Origin of the sequence: Segeticoccus rhizosphaerae (assembly GCF_005222685.1) — a bacterium.
In the GTDB taxonomy this organism is placed as follows: Bacteria; Actinomycetota; Actinomycetes; order Actinomycetales; family Dermatophilaceae; genus Segeticoccus; species Segeticoccus rhizosphaerae.
In genome coordinates, this window is the sequence record NZ_SWMA01000020.1 from 1 (window position 1) to 14002 (window position 14002).

A 14002-nucleotide genomic window follows, 5' to 3' on the forward strand; every position below is an offset into this window, starting at 1 on the left:
CCAAAGTGATCACACTCCAATGGTCGAGTGTTCACTTTTCACCGCCGAAACTGTCCAATCTTCGAGCGCCGTCGACATAGCGGCGACGCGAGGCCGCCAACAGGCCGGCCACCGATGTCGCCGGCCAGCCTTCAGCCACGCCTCGGCCGTCTGCTCGGTGAAACGGTCCAACCGCACGTCGTGCAACGTCCTCATCCTCGCGCGGATCAGCCGTTCGGTCCGCTGGGTCTTGGCTCGCTGCGCCTGAGCAGGCCAGAGTCCGTGGGGATGCCCACTGCTGACTGCCCCTTGTGACAGCCCCTTGCGCGTTGGTGTACCGCCGCCTTGGTATGCAGATCAGACATGGCGGTCCGCAGCGCGACCCTCTCCAAGGGCGGTGTTGGTCGGCCAGGTCACCGACGAAGGAGGAGCGGTGGACAGACTCTTGACCGTAGGGCAGGCAGCCGAACTCCTCGGCACGTCGGAACGCTTTCCACGGCGGTTGATCGCGGAGCGACGGATCCGCTTCGTGCATGTCGGGCGGCATGTCCGCATCCCGGAGTCGGCTCTTCAAGACTTCATCGCCGATGGAGTGGTCGAAGCGATCGGGACTCGAGGTGGGTTGGGTCTGCGGTAATGCCGCGACGACGCTTCGGGTCGATCCGCCGACTTCCGTCGGGCCGGTTCCATGCCAGCTTCATCGACCCCGACGGGCGCAGGCAGGTCGGGCCCGAGACCTACCGGTCCGAGGCGGACGCCGCCCGCTATCTGGACCGTGTGGATCGCGACATCAAGCGCGGCCACTGGATCCCCGACGAAGGCCTGGGCCGGCGGACCCTCCGGGAGTGCTGCGAGGCCTACCTGGAGGAGAACCCGCGCGTGGGGCTGCGTTGGGCGGAGACCTGCCGACGGAACATGCGTTTGCACATGACCGAGCTCCTGGACATGCCCATCGTCACCATCACCCCACCTGTCGTCCGGGCCTGGCACGCCAGGGCCCTGCGCGGAAGCGGTGGCCGCACGTCCATCAGCCAGTCCTACCGGCTCATCCGCGCCGTGCTGAACGTCGCCGTCCAGGACGGGGCCATCCTGCGCAACCCCTGCAACATCCCGGGCGCCGGCGCCCAACGCAGCCCCGAGCGGAAGATCGCCACACCGGCGCAAGTCACCCAACTGGTCGAGGCGACCACGCCCCGGTTCCGGGCGGCCGTCGTCCTCGCGGCGTGGTGCGGCCTACGCCGGGGCGAGGTCTGCGCGCTGCGCACCGACGACGTCGAGCTGGACCGGGGACTCGTCCGGGTGCGGCGCAACTGGGTCGAGCTGCTCGAGGAGCCGACCAGGTTCGAGAAGGATCCCAAGAGCGATGCCGGCAAGCGCACCGTCACCATCCCGCCGCACGTGATCCCGATCCTTCAGGCCCACGCCGACCAGTTCGCCGGCACGGAGTACTTCTTCGTCGACCGGCTGGGCAACCGGGTCAGGAGCAACGCGGTCTACCAGGCCTTCGTCCGCGCCCGGAAGAAGGTCGGGGTGGAGATCTCCTTCCACGACCTGCGGCACACCGGCCAGAGCCTGGCCGCGGCCACCGGCGCGAGCCTGGTCGACCTGAAAAAGCGGCTGGGTCACTCCTCGACCGCAGCGGCCCAGCGCTACATGCACGCCGTCGAAGGTCGCGATGCCCAGATCGCCAAGGCACTGTCACAGCTGGCCCAGGACGGCGACGCCACCAAGCTTCCCAAGAACTACTGACGCGACCGAGATGTTGCACGAGTTGTTGCACGACGCCATCAAAACCGGCCCTGACCTGCAGGTTCACGTCTGTCTGAAAATCGGAAGGTCGGCGGTTCGACCCCGCCCCTGGCCACCACCCGAAACCGCAGGTCACAGCGCCGTGGCGGTGGTTCGACGAACCCGGATCAGCCACGTCACTCCGCCTACGGACAGCACGCCGTATCTGCATGTCCAGACCATCGACGGCCCAGCACGCATCCACCTCGACCTGGTCGGCGACCTACAACAGGATCCTGCCGGCTGGAGGATCCGGGGAGTCAGGCACGTCGCACTCATACGTTCTCGGCGAGGAAGTCCTCCCAGGTACGGTGCCCAACGGCCCGATCGGGGGCGAGGTTGCCGCCCTGCGTGAAGCTGCGTGCCGCCCGGCCGGGCAGCTTGACCGGCAGGATGAGCCGGCGGCGGTGCGTGGCTCTCAGGTAGCTGCGGAGGAGCTCCGCCACGTCATACACCCGGGGGCCGGCCAGATCCGGCACCAGTCCGGACGGCTCACCGAAGGCGAGCTCGACCAGACGCGTCGCCACCTCCCCTGCGTCGACGGGTTGGAAGCGGCCCCTTGGCAGAGGGATGACTGGCGACTTGGCCAACGCGGCGGAGACGGTCAGCATCAAGTCGTGGAACTGCGTGGCCCGCAGCGTGGTCCACGGCATCCCCGACTCTTCCACGACGCGCTCGGCGGCCCGCTTCGAGGCGAAGTAGCCGAAGGCCCGACGATCGAAACGACTGACCACCTCGATCCGATCGGCGCCGACGACAGAGATGTACACCAGGTGCGGCGAACCCGAGCGCGCAGCTTCCCGCACCAGAACCCGCGTGCGGTCGTCGTCACCAACTTGGCTGCCGGCACAGTGCACGATGGCGTCGACGCCGTCCGTCGCCGCCGCGACTCCTTCGCCGGTGTCCAGGTCGCCGACGTAGAACTGAACGCCCTCCTCGGACGGATGACTGCGGCGACTCAGCACGCGCACCTCGGCGCCCGCCTCGCGCAGACGAGGTATGACGAGGCGCCCGAGGGTGCCGGTGCCGCCGGTGAGCAGGATGGGTGAGGTCATGGATTGCTCCTTGGGGGTGGCCAGGGACCGGGTCGCGGTCACACTCACGCTGTTTGGTGGGTCTACTGGTGTGACACCTCTCCAGAAGGGAACGTGACACGTGGACCAGGACGAGTGGCTGAGTCAGCGGTTCGAGGAGCACCGCCCGCACCTGCGCGCGGTCGCCTATCGGATGCTCGGCTCGGTCAGCGAGGCCGAGGACGCCGTGCAGGACACCTGGCTGCGGGTCAGCCGCGCCGACGCCGGGGCGGTTGACAACCTCGGTGGATGGCTCACCACGGTGGTGTCGCGGGTCTGTCTCAACGCGCTCCGCTCGCGCCAGCGGCGTCGGGAGGACGCGCTGGAGGTGCGCCTCCCCGATCCGGTCGTCACCGCGGAGCCGACGGCGGACCCCGAGCACGAGGCGGTCCTCGCGGACTCCGTCGGGCTGGCGCTGCTGGTCGTGCTCGAGACCCTCACACCTGCCGAGCGGCTCGCCTTCGTGCTGCACGACCTCTTCGCCGTGCCGTTCGACCAGATCGCGGAGCTGCTGGAGCGATCCCCTGCGGCGGTGCGGCAGCTGGCCAGTCGCGCGCGCCGCCGGGTGCAGGGTCAGGCCACGACTCCCGACCCCGACCTCGCGCACCAGCGCCGGGTCGTCGACGCGTTCTACGCCGCCGCCCGCGACGGTGACTTCGAGGGACTCATCTCGCTGCTGGACCCCGATGTGGTGCTCCGAGCAGACGGGGGCGGGTCGCGCACCCGCCCGAGCGTCGTCCTGCGCGGCGCTCGCGAGGTCGCTTCCAACGCAGCCCTCGCGGGGCGGCTCGCCGAGTCCGTGCAGCCTGCGCTGGTCAATGGAGCGGCCGGCGCTGTCGCCGTGGTCGCGGGAAGACCGTTCTCGGTGATGTCCTTCACCGTCACGGGCAGCCGGATCGTGGCGATGGACGTGCTCTACGACCCGGAGCGGCTCCGGCGGCTGGACCTCTCGGCGCTCGGCCTTTGAGCCCTCGTCACCGACGGACGCTCACAACCCGGACGCGGGCCTGGGCGCTCACCGGACCGGGGCGACCGTTCGTCCCCCGCACCACATGAACCGCCAGGTCCTTCCTCCGAGGACGGGCTTGGAGCTCCCATAAATGCGGCTTGGAGGCTATTGTCGGGCAGATGAATCGCAGCGTAAGAAAATCACGTATTCGTCTCGGTGGCACGACCGCCGTCGTCACCCTGGGTTGCCTGGCCCTCCTGGCCACCTCACCCGGCGCCGCGTCGGCCGCCCCGGTCCTCACCGGCAAGCTGCTGATGGCGGCGGCAGACCAGCCCGCCGGACAGCGCGACATCCTCTACCGCCAGTTCTCCGGCCACACCCTCGCGCAGGGCCACGGCGACGGAGTCCAGGTCACGCCGTACGGGCTGCGCATCGAGCGGGCGACCGGCACGATGACCTACACCGACCCGTTCGGCGACGGCGCCGCGCGCACCTACGACACCGCCACCTGGGTCTCGCCGCACGTCGCAACGACCTTCGGGCTCGAGCAGCTCATCGCGTCCTACAACGCGTCCACGCCGATGGGCACCTGGATCCAGGTGGAGATGCGCGGGCACTCCGTCAGTGACGAGGACCCGGGCGGCCACGACACCAAGTGGTACACGATGGCGCGCTGGGCCTCCAGCGACGAGCACATCCACCGCACCACCGTCGACGGCCAGGGTGACGACGACGGCACGGTCTGGACCGACACCTTCGCCGCTCGGGGCAGCGCCGACGTGGTCAGCTACCAGCTGCGCGTCACGCTGCTGCGTCCGGCGGGCACCCACCAGACGCCGACGCTCCGCTCGGTCGGCGCGGTCGCCTCGCGCCTGCCGTCCGGTGACGACAACCCGGCCAGCCCGCTCGGTGGTGCCGAGGGCATCACCCTCGACGTCCCGACATACAGCCAGGAGAAGCACATCGGCGAGTACCCACAGTGGGACGGCGGCGGCGAGGCCTGGTGCTCGGCCACCTCGACCGCCATGGTGGTCGACTACTTCCACAAGGGCCCGAACTCCCAGGAGATGTCCTGGGTCGACCCGAGCTACGCCGACCCGCAGGTCGACTTCACGGCGCGCAACGTCTTCGACTACACCTACGACGGCACGGGCAACTGGCCGTTCAACACCGCCTACGCCAGCACGCGCGGCCTCAACTCGTTCGTCACCCGCCTGCGGTCACTCACCGAGGCGGAGCAGTTCATCAAGGCCGGTATCCCCCTCGTCGTCTCGCTGTCGTTCAGCAAGGACGACCTCGACGGAGCGGGCTACGGCACCAACGGCCACCTCATGGTGCTCGTCGGGTTCGACAAGACGGGCAACGTGGTGGTGAACGACCCCGCCTCGCACCTGATCCCGAGCAACGACCAGGTCCGGTTCACCTACGACAGGAAGCAGTTCGAGAACGCCTGGTCGCACTCGGGCAAGACGGTCTACGTCAACTACCCCCGGAGCAAGACACTGCCGCAGAGCCTGACCCCGGACCAGCCCAACTGGTGACCCCCGCGATCACGGCGCCGCGGGGATTCAGAAACCGCTGAGGGTGAGCTTGCCGATGACGGACCCGGCCTCGATCGCCTCCTGAGCGGCGCGGATCCCCGCGGCGTCGATGGTGCCCAGATGCTGCGTGGCAGGGCTCACCACGGTGCCGGCGTCCACGACGTCGGCGACGGTGTCGAGGATCTCCCGCTGTCGCCCGAGATCGGGCGTGCAGAACGTCGAGCGGGTGTACATGCTCTCCCAGTGCACCGAGACCGACTTGGCCTTGAGCAGGCGCAGGTCCAGCGGCTGGGGGTCGTCGATGAGCCCGATCCGACCCTGCGGCGCGGCCATCGCGGCGAGTGCCCGCCAGGCCTCGGCGCTGGTGTGGGTGCTGAAGGCGTAGCTGATCGGGTGGTCGCCCAGCCCGAGGGCGCGCACCTGCTCGGCGAGGTCTTCGTGGTGGTCGACGACGTGCTGGGCGCCCATGCGTTGCACCCAGGCCCGGCTCTCCTCCCGCGACGCGGTGGCCACGACCGTGAGACCGGTCAGCCGAGCGGCAAACTGGATCGCCATGCTCGGAACGCCCCCGGCACCACCGAGCACCAGCAGCGTCCCCCCGCCTTCCCCCAGCGGCACCTGGAGCCGGTCGAAGAGCATCTCGTATGCCGTCAGGGACGTGAGTGGGAGCGCTGCGGCCGCAGGGAAGTCGAGCGTCGAGGGCTTGTGCCCGACGATGCGTTCGTCGACGACGTGCAGCTCGGAGAAGCAGCCGGGCCGCTCGGCCGAACCGGCGTAGTAGACGTCGTCACCGACGCCGTAGCCGGTGACCTCGGATCCGACCGCGGCCACCGTGCCGGCGGCGTCCCAGCCGAGGACCTGTGGACGCTCGGGGCTGGCCGGCTTGGTGCGACGCACCTTCGTGTCCCTCGGGTTGACGGCTACCGCGGCCACCCGCACCAGCAGGTCACGCGGCCCCGGCGTGGGCTCGGGCAGCGTGAGGTCCTCGAGCACCTCGGGTCCCTGGCCCGGCTCGAACCGGCTGTAGCCGACCGCCTTCACGACGGGTCGTCCTCTGCGTCTCGGCGCAGTGGGCCGTCCTCGGCCCCGGCCGCGGTTCCCCGCTCGTCCGCAGTGGTCGTGAGGTTTGAGGCCGGTTCTGCCACCCCTTTCCGCCGATCACGTGCCACGGGAGGGGTGAAGGCGCGCACGGGAGGCAGGGGGCCGTCATACCGCTCGACCTGCACGAGCGCATGCTGCCCGGTCGAGCCCTGCGCCAGCCTGGAGGTGCGCCGGTCGGAGGTCAACACGTTGGGGTTGCCGTGGACGCACATCGACGACGGGTCGGCGGGATCGAGCGGGTCGTACCACGCGCCGGTGGACAGCTGCACCACCTGCCGTCGCAGACCGTCGTCGAGCACCGCTCCCGCGAGGCAGGATCCGTGGTCGTTCCAGACCCGCACCACATCTCCGTCAGCGATCGAGCGAGCCGCGGCGTCCTCGGGGTGCAGCCGGATCGGTTCGCGCCCCTGCACCTTCGAGCCCTGGCTCGTCGCGCCGTGGTCGAGCTGGCTGTGCAGCCGGGTGCGCGGCTGGTTGGCGATGAGGTGCAGCGGGAACTGCTGGGCCCGCGCCGAACCCAGCCACTCCACGGGCTCCAGCCACGCCGGGTGCCCAGGGCAGTCGTCGTAGCCGAACGACTCGATCGTGTCCGACCAGATCTCGATCCGCCCGCTCGGCGTCGACAGCGGATGCCCTTCGGGGTCGGCACGGAACTCCTGCAGCAGGTTCCGTCGGTCCTCGACCGGAAGCCTAAGATGGCCGAGCTCCCAGAAGGCCTCGAACGTCGGCAGGTCCAGCCCGTGGCTCGCGACGACCCGCTCGCGCCACTCGCCGTAGAGGTATTCCAGCCACTCCTGCGACGTGCGGCCCTGCGTGAACTCCTTGCCCGCCCCGAGGAGCTCGGCAACCGCGGCGAAGGTGTCGTAGTCGTCCCGCGATTCGGCGTAGCGCTCGACCGCCGGGTGCATCGCGGTGAGGTAGGGGCTGTTGTTGCTGCCGCTGAGGTCGGAGCGCTCCAGCGACGTCGTGGACGGCATCACGAGGTCCGCGTGCCGCGCCATCGGCGTCCAGTAGGGGTCGTGCACCACCACGGTGTCGACCCTGCCGAGGGCGCGCCGGAGCCGCCCGAGGTCCTGCGCGTGGTGGAACGGGTTGCCGCCCGCCCAGTAGACGAGGCGGATGTCGGGGTAGGTGAGGCGCCGCCCGTCGTAGTCGAACGGCTCCCCCGGCTGCAGCAGCATGTCGTTGACGGCGGCCACCGGCACGAACGAGTCGATCGGGTTGACCCCCTGCGGCAGGCGAGGCAGCGAGAACGGCAACCGGCCCAGCCCGGGTTTGTTCATCGACCCGTAGCCGTGCCCGAATCCCCCTCCCGGCAGGCCGATCTGACCCAGCATCGCCGCCAGCGTCACCCCCATCCAGGGCGCCTGCTCGCCGTGCTGGACCCGTTGGAGCGACCAGTTGACGGACAGGAACGTCCGGCGGGAGGCCATCTCCCGCGCCAGGTCGACGATGACCTCGGCGGCCACCCCGGAAAGCTCCGCGGCCCACCGCGGATCCTTGGGTATGCCGTCCGAGCGCCCCAGCAGGTAGCCCTCGAACCGCTCGTAGCCGACGCAGTAGCGCGCGAGGAACGCCGTGTCGTGCAGCCCCTCCGTGGCCAGCACGTGGGCGAGTCCGAGCATGATCGCGACATCGGTGCCCGGCCGTGGCGCGATCCATCGCACGGAGGAATCATCGTGAGGTTCCGGCCCCCCAGAGGGGCCGAAACCGCGCGAAGATCCCTCACGGGGGTCGATCAGGTCGTCGCGCAAGGGGCTCACCGACACGAACCGGCACCCGCGGGAACGCATCCGGGCCAGGGCATCTCGAGCCGGGTGCACCGAGCTGCCGCCGTGGTTGGTGCCACGGTTCTTCAGCGGGACACCACCGAACGCGACGAAGAGCTCGGTCTCCTCGGCGAGCACCTCCCAGGTCGTCGACCGGGAACCCAGGTCGTCCTCGGGGGCGATCACGTGCGGATAGATGACCTCGGCCGCCCCGGTGCTGTAGCTGTTCACCGACCGGGTGTAGCCGCCGAGCGCGTTGAGGAACCGGTGCACCTGGCTCTGCGCGTGGTGGAACCGCCCCGCGCTGCCCCAGCCGTAGGAGCCCCCGTAGATCGCGCTGTTGCCGTGCCGGTCGATGACCCGGCGCAGCTCGCCGGCCAGGAGGGAGGTGGCCTCCTCCCAGCTGACCTGCACGTAGTCGTCGACGCCACGTCGATCCGTCGGGCCCGGGCCGGACTCGAGCCAGCCGCGCCGCACCGCCGGGCCGGTCACCCGCGAGCGGTGCCGGATCGAGCCGGGGATGTTGCCGAGCAGCGGTGAGGGGTCGCGGTCCTCGGGGTGCGGGTGGACGGCGACGACCTCTCCGCCCTCGGCCTGCGCGGCATACGTGCCCCAGTGCGCCAGATGGGGTACGCCCGGCCCGGCGGTCGGCGCACTCCCCTCGTCTCGTGGTTCCACCCCCTCACGGTAGCGAGGTCGCCGGATCGGGGTGACGGCCGATCGAGGTGTGGACCCGATCCGCGTTCTCCCACACCAGCGCGCCGTTCGCTGGCACGATGGCCCCACCCGACCGAGAGGAGACACCGGTGCGCGTGACCCTCGTCGCCGAGACGCGGCCCGGGGAGCGCCGTGTCGCCCTGACGCCGGAAGTGGTGGCGCCGCTCGTCGAGCAGGGACACGAGGTGTCGGTCGAGTCGGGCGCCGGAGCCGCGGCACTGTGCGCGGACGAGGACTACCGCGAGACCGGCGCGCAGGTGCTCCCGGCCGGCGACGACGCACTCCTCGCCGGTGCCGACATCGTGGCGCACGTCCGGCCGCTGCTGCCCGACCAGATCGCCCGGCTGCGCCGGGGCGCGGTGACCGTCGGTTTCGTGACCGGCCCCGGCGAGCTGGACGGCATACGCGCCCTGCGCGGCTGCGGCACGACGGCCCTCGCGATGGAGCTCGTGCCCCGCATCTCGCGCGCCCAGTCGATGGACGCCCTCACCTCCCAGGCCTTGGTGGCCGGTTACCGCTGTGCGCTCGAGGCCGCGATGCGCCTGCCCCGCTTCTTCCCGCTGTTCATGACTGCGGCGGGCACGGTGCGCCCCGCCAAGGTGCTGGTACTCGGCGCCGGGGTCGCCGGGTTGCAGGCGATCGCCACCGCCAAGCGTCTCGGCGCGGTGGTCGAGGCGTATGACGTGCGCCCCTCCTCCGCCGACGAGGTCAAGTCGATGGGCGCCACCTTCCTCGACCTCGGCCTGGACGCGATCGAGGGCACCGGAGGCTACGCACGGGAGCAGAGCGAGGATCGGGCCGCCCGCCAGCAGGAGGCGCTCACCCCCTACATCAGCAAGGCCGACGCGCTCATCACCACCGCCGCGGTCCCCGGGCGCCCGGCTCCACGGCTGGTCACCCGCGCCATGCTGGCCGGTATGCCGGCCGGTGCCGTCGTCGTCGACCTGGCCGCCGAGAGCGGGGGCAACGTCGAGGGCGCGCGGCCGGGCGAGACCCTCGACGTCGACGGGGTGACCCTGCACGGCATGGCCGACCCGGCCTCCGCGATGCCGGTCGACGCCTCCCGTCTCTACGCGAAGAACGTCACCAACCTGCTGGCCCTCGGGCTCAGCGCGGAGGGCTGGTCGCTCGACCTGGCCGACGAGGTCCTCGACGGCGTGTGCATCGTGCACGAGGGCACGGTGCGGCACGCGCCGACGGCGGCGCTGCTCGAGGAGGAGGGCTGATGGAGGGAATCACGCTGCTCACGATCTTCGTGCTCGCGGTGTTCGTCGGGTTCGAGGTGGTGTCCAAGGTGTCGACCACCCTGCACACGCCGCTGATGAGCGGCGCCAACGCGATCCACGGAGTGATCCTCGTCGGCGCGATCATCGCCACCGGGCAGGCCTCGTCGACCGCCGCGCTGGTCCTCGGCGTGGTCGCGACCGTCCTCGCCACGGTCAACATGGTGGGCGGGTTCGTGGTCACCGACCGGATGCTCGAGATGTTCAAGGGCCGCGGCGCCCGGGGCGGCGCCAACGGCCGGAAGGCGTCCTGATGGCGTGGCTCTCCGCCCCGTGGACGGCTCTGTTCTACCTCGTCGCGGCCGTCTGCTTCATCATCGCGCTGAAGGGCCTTTCCGCGCCGAACACCGCACGCCGGGGCAACCTGATCGGTGCGGCCGGCGCGGTGCTCGCCGTGCTCGTGACCTTCTTCTCCTTCGACCTCGACCACCTCGGCTGGATCGTCGGCGCGATCGTGGTCGGCTCCGCGCTCGGCGTGCCGACCGCGAGGCGGGTCGCGATGACCCAGATGCCCCAGCTGGTCGCTCTGTTCAACGGCGTCGGCGGTGCCGCTGCTGCCCTCGTCGCGGGCCTCGAGCTGACCGGCACGGTCCCGTTGCTCGAGCGCGGCAAGGTCGTCGGCACCATCCCCAAGCTCGCCGCACACAGCGGATCGGGAGGGTGGTTCGCCTACGGGTCGGTCCCGCACGGCATACCGGCCACTGCCGACACCTACATCGCGGCAGGCGCTGGCGCCTTCACCGTGCTCGTGGGGGCGATCTCCTTCTCGGGCTCCATGGTGACGTTCGCCAAGCTGCAGGAGCTGATGACGACCCGTCCGGTGACCTTCCCGGGCGGGCAGTATCTCTTCGGCGGTGGCCTGCTGGCCGGGGTCGCCCTCGGCGTGGCCGTGGTGGTCGATGCCCGGGACTCGATCGTCTCCCCGTGGTTGCTGGCCGCGCTCGCGCTGGTCGCGCTGGTCGTCGGCGTGCTGTTCGTGCTGCCGGTCGGGGGTGCGGACGTGCCGATCGTGATCTCCCTGCTCAACGCCTTCACCGGCCTGACCGTGGCCGCCAGCGGCTACGTCCTCGACAACACCCTGTTGCTGGTCGCCGGCACGTTGGTCGGGGCGAGCGGCACCATCCTCACCCGCCTGATGGCCGCAGCCATGGGCCGCTCCCTGACCTCGACCCTGTTCGGCGCCTTCCGGCAGTCATCCTCGGCCGGCGCGGTGGGCAGCGGCGAGGACCGGCCGGTGCGCTCCGGGTCGGCGCAGGACGTCGCGATCATGCTCGGCTACGCCCGCAAGGTCATCATCGTGCCCGGCTACGGTCTGGCCGTCGCGCAGGCCCAGCACACCATCCGTGAGCTGGCCGAGCTGCTCGAGGCACGCGGCATCGAGGTGCTCTACGGCATCCACCCCGTCGCCGGCCGGATGCCCGGGCACATGAACGTGCTGCTGGCCGAGGCCAACGTGCCCTACGAGGTGCTGCGCGAGATGGACCAGGTCAACCCCGAGTTCGCGAGCACGGACGTCGCGCTCGTCGTGGGCGCCAACGACGTGGTCAACCCGGCGGCCAAGTCCACCCCCGGGGCGCCGATCTACGGGATGCCGATCCTCGAGGTCGGCGACGCCCAGCAGGTCGTCTTCCTCAAGCGCTCGATGCGGCCCGGCTTCGCGGGCATCGAGAACGAGCTGCTCTACGACCCCAAGACCATGCTGCTGTTCGGCGACGCCAAGGACTCACTGACCAAGGTGGTGGCGGGCATCAAGGCGCTCTGATCGGTGCTCCGGCGGTCGCCGCAGCGCCGCCCGGAGCAGGTCCCGGGAGTGCTCCGGGCGGTGTGATCCTCGCACGAGTTCCATCGGGACGGGGTTTTGCCCTTGCGACCGGCGGGTATGAGGGCCACCATCGAACAGATCGCCGGATTGCGATGACCACCCGAGCCGACAGGGACTCGGGCGCGTCACCGTGGACCTGACCGGGTCGACGAAGGAGACGCCATGGCGGGCACGCTCGAGCGCGACACCCTGACCACCCTCGAGACAGAGATCCGCCGCGGCGGACGCCGCCACTCACCCGGGCAGACCGTCATTGCCTGGGCCACCACGACCGACCACAAGGTCATCGGCAACCTCTACTTCATCACCTCCTTCGCGTTCTTCCTGTTCGGCGGCGTCCTGGCGATGCTGATCCGGGCCGAGCTGTGGGAGCCGGGTCTTCAGATCGTCAGCAACCCGGAGGAGTACAACCAGTTCTTCACGATGCACGGCACGATCATGCTGCTGCTGTTCGCGACGCCGCTGTTCGCGGCCTTCGGCAATGCGCTCATGCCGATCCAGATCGGGGCCCCGGACGTCGCCTTTCCCAAGCTCAACGCCTTCGCCTACTGGCTCTACCTGTTCGGCGGTCTGATCGCCGCCGGCGGCTTCCTGACCCCGGGTGGGGCCGCGTCCTTCGGCTGGTTCGCCTACTCCCCGCTCTCGGACATCGTCTACAGCCCCAACCTCGGCGGCAACCTGTGGGTCTTCGGTCTGGCCCTGTCCGGCTTCGGCACCATCCTGGGCTCGGTCAACTTCATCACCACGATCATCTGCATGCGCGCGCCCGGCATGACCATGTTCCGGATGCCGATGTTCTGCTGGACCGTGCTGGTGACCTCGATCCTGGTGATCATGGTCTTCCCCGTGCTGGCCGCGGCGCTCTTCGGGCTGGGCGCCGACCGGGTCGTGGGCGCGCACATCTTCGACCCCGCCAACGCCGGAGCCATCCTGTGGCAACACATGTTCTGGTTCTTCGGCCACCCCGAGGTCTACATCATCGCGCTGCCCTTCTTCGGCATCATCAGCGAGATCATCCCTGTGTTCTCGCGAAAACCCCTCTTCGGCTACAAGGGCATGGCCTTCGCCACGATCGCCATCGCCGCCCTGTCGATGAGCGTGTGGGCCCACCACATGTTCGCGACGGGACAGGTGCTGCTGCCCTTCTTCTCCGCGATGTCGTTCATGATCGCCGTGCCGACCGGGGTGAAGTTCTTCAACTGGATCGGCACCATGTGGCGCGGCTCGTTGAGCTTCGAGACACCCATGCTCTGGGCCATCGGCTTCATCACCACGTTCCTCTTCGGTGGCCTGACCGGCGTCATCCTGGCCAGCCCTGCCCTGGACTTCCACGTCACCGACACCTACTTCGTGGTCGCCCACTTCCACTACGTGGTCTTCGGCACCGTGGTCTTCGCGATGTTCGGTGGCTTCTACTTCTGGTGGCCCAAGCTGACCGGCCGGATGCTCGACGAGCGGCTGGGCAAGATCCACTTCTGGATGCTCTTCTTCGGCTTCCACATCACCTTCTTGATCCAGCACTGGCTGGGTGTGATCGGCATGCCCCGCCGCTACGCGGACTACATGCCCGAAGACGGCTTCACCTGGGCCAACCAGATCTCCTCGGGCGGCGCCTTCCTGCTCGGCGCTTCGACCCTGCCGTTCCTCTACAACGTCTGGAAGACCTACACGAGTGCACCACTGGTCGAGACCGACGACCCGTGGGGCTACGGCGGCTCCCTGGAGTGGGCCACGTCGTGCCCGCCACCGCGGCACAACTTCAACTCCATCCCGCGGATCCGTTCCGACCGTCCGGCCTTCGACCTGCACCACCCCATGGTCGAGACGCTCTCTTCACCTGAACCCGACAAGGACGTCATGGAGCAACTGGCCGGAGGTCCCGACGGGCATCCGCCCGGCGAGCCCGTCGATCCGACCGGCGACCGCACCAGCTCACCGGGCGACCGCTCCGACGAGTGACGCCGCAGCGCCGGGCGACGG

General features: G+C 69.9%; 11 protein-coding genes. 8 read left to right on the forward strand and 3 right to left on the reverse strand.

The window, feature by feature from the left end; genetic code table 11:
* Nucleotides 1-412: 412 nt before the first annotated feature.
* Together FCN22_RS13610 and FCN22_RS13615 are read left to right on the forward strand one after the other, a co-directional pair.
* Nucleotides 413-616, forward strand: a complete 204-nt coding sequence (locus FCN22_RS13610; RefSeq protein WP_137122107.1) for a helix-turn-helix domain-containing protein — start codon at nt 413-415, stop codon at nt 614-616.
* Nucleotides 616-1728, forward strand: a complete 1113-nt coding sequence (locus FCN22_RS13615) for a site-specific integrase (protein ID WP_137122108.1) — start codon at nt 616-618, stop codon at nt 1726-1728. The genes FCN22_RS13610 and FCN22_RS13615 overlap by 1 nt, the downstream gene beginning before the upstream one ends.
* 314 nt (nt 1729-2042) lie before the next feature.
* On the opposite strand, the gene FCN22_RS13620 is transcribed toward FCN22_RS13615, so the two are convergent.
* Nucleotides 2043-2822: an SDR family oxidoreductase gene (locus FCN22_RS13620; RefSeq protein WP_137122109.1), complete on the reverse strand. Its 780-nt coding sequence runs from the start codon at nt 2820-2822 to the stop codon at nt 2043-2045.
* Between the two features lie 100 nt (nt 2823-2922).
* On the opposite strand from FCN22_RS13620, the gene sigJ reads away from it, so the two are divergent.
* Nucleotides 2923-3807, forward strand: coding sequence for an RNA polymerase sigma factor SigJ (gene sigJ, locus FCN22_RS13625; RefSeq protein WP_137122110.1), 885 nt, complete (start codon nt 2923-2925; stop codon nt 3805-3807).
* A gap of 161 nt (nt 3808-3968) precedes the next feature.
* Nucleotides 3969-5330, forward strand: a complete 1362-nt coding sequence (locus FCN22_RS13630; protein WP_238384731.1) for a C39 family peptidase — start codon at nt 3969-3971, stop codon at nt 5328-5330.
* Between the two features lie 27 nt (nt 5331-5357).
* Here FCN22_RS13630 and FCN22_RS13635 read toward each other — a convergent pair whose 3' ends face one another.
* Together FCN22_RS13635 and FCN22_RS13640 are read right to left on the reverse strand one after the other, a co-directional pair.
* Complete coding sequence (locus tag FCN22_RS13635) at nt 5358-6371, reverse strand: zinc-binding alcohol dehydrogenase family protein (protein WP_137122111.1); 1014 nt, start codon at nt 6369-6371, stop codon at nt 5358-5360.
* Nucleotides 6368-8878, reverse strand: coding sequence for a molybdopterin-dependent oxidoreductase (locus FCN22_RS13640; protein WP_137122112.1), 2511 nt, complete (start codon nt 8876-8878; stop codon nt 6368-6370). The genes FCN22_RS13635 and FCN22_RS13640 overlap by 4 nt, the downstream gene beginning before the upstream one ends.
* A 98-nt stretch (nt 8879-8976) precedes the next feature.
* On the opposite strand from FCN22_RS13640, the gene FCN22_RS13645 reads away from it, so the two are divergent.
* The 4 genes from FCN22_RS13645 (at nt 8977) to ctaD (ending at nt 13981) form a co-directional block, all read left to right on the forward strand.
* Nucleotides 8977-10143, forward strand: a complete 1167-nt coding sequence (locus FCN22_RS13645) for an NAD(P) transhydrogenase subunit alpha (protein WP_137122113.1) — start codon at nt 8977-8979, stop codon at nt 10141-10143.
* On the forward strand, nt 10143-10454 hold the full coding sequence (locus tag FCN22_RS13650; protein WP_137122114.1) for an NAD(P) transhydrogenase subunit alpha part 2: 312 nt from the start codon (nt 10143-10145) through the stop codon (nt 10452-10454). The genes FCN22_RS13645 and FCN22_RS13650 overlap by 1 nt, the downstream gene beginning before the upstream one ends.
* Complete coding sequence (locus FCN22_RS13655) at nt 10454-11962, forward strand: NAD(P)(+) transhydrogenase (Re/Si-specific) subunit beta (RefSeq protein ID WP_137122115.1); 1509 nt, start codon at nt 10454-10456, stop codon at nt 11960-11962. Before FCN22_RS13650 ends, FCN22_RS13655 begins: the two co-directional genes overlap by 1 nt.
* Before the next feature lie 222 nt (nt 11963-12184).
* Nucleotides 12185-13981 (forward strand): aa3-type cytochrome oxidase subunit I, encoded by a 1797-nt coding sequence (gene ctaD / locus FCN22_RS13660; RefSeq protein ID WP_137122116.1) that lies wholly within the window; start codon nt 12185-12187, stop codon nt 13979-13981.
* Nucleotides 13982-14002: the final 21 nt, after the last annotated feature.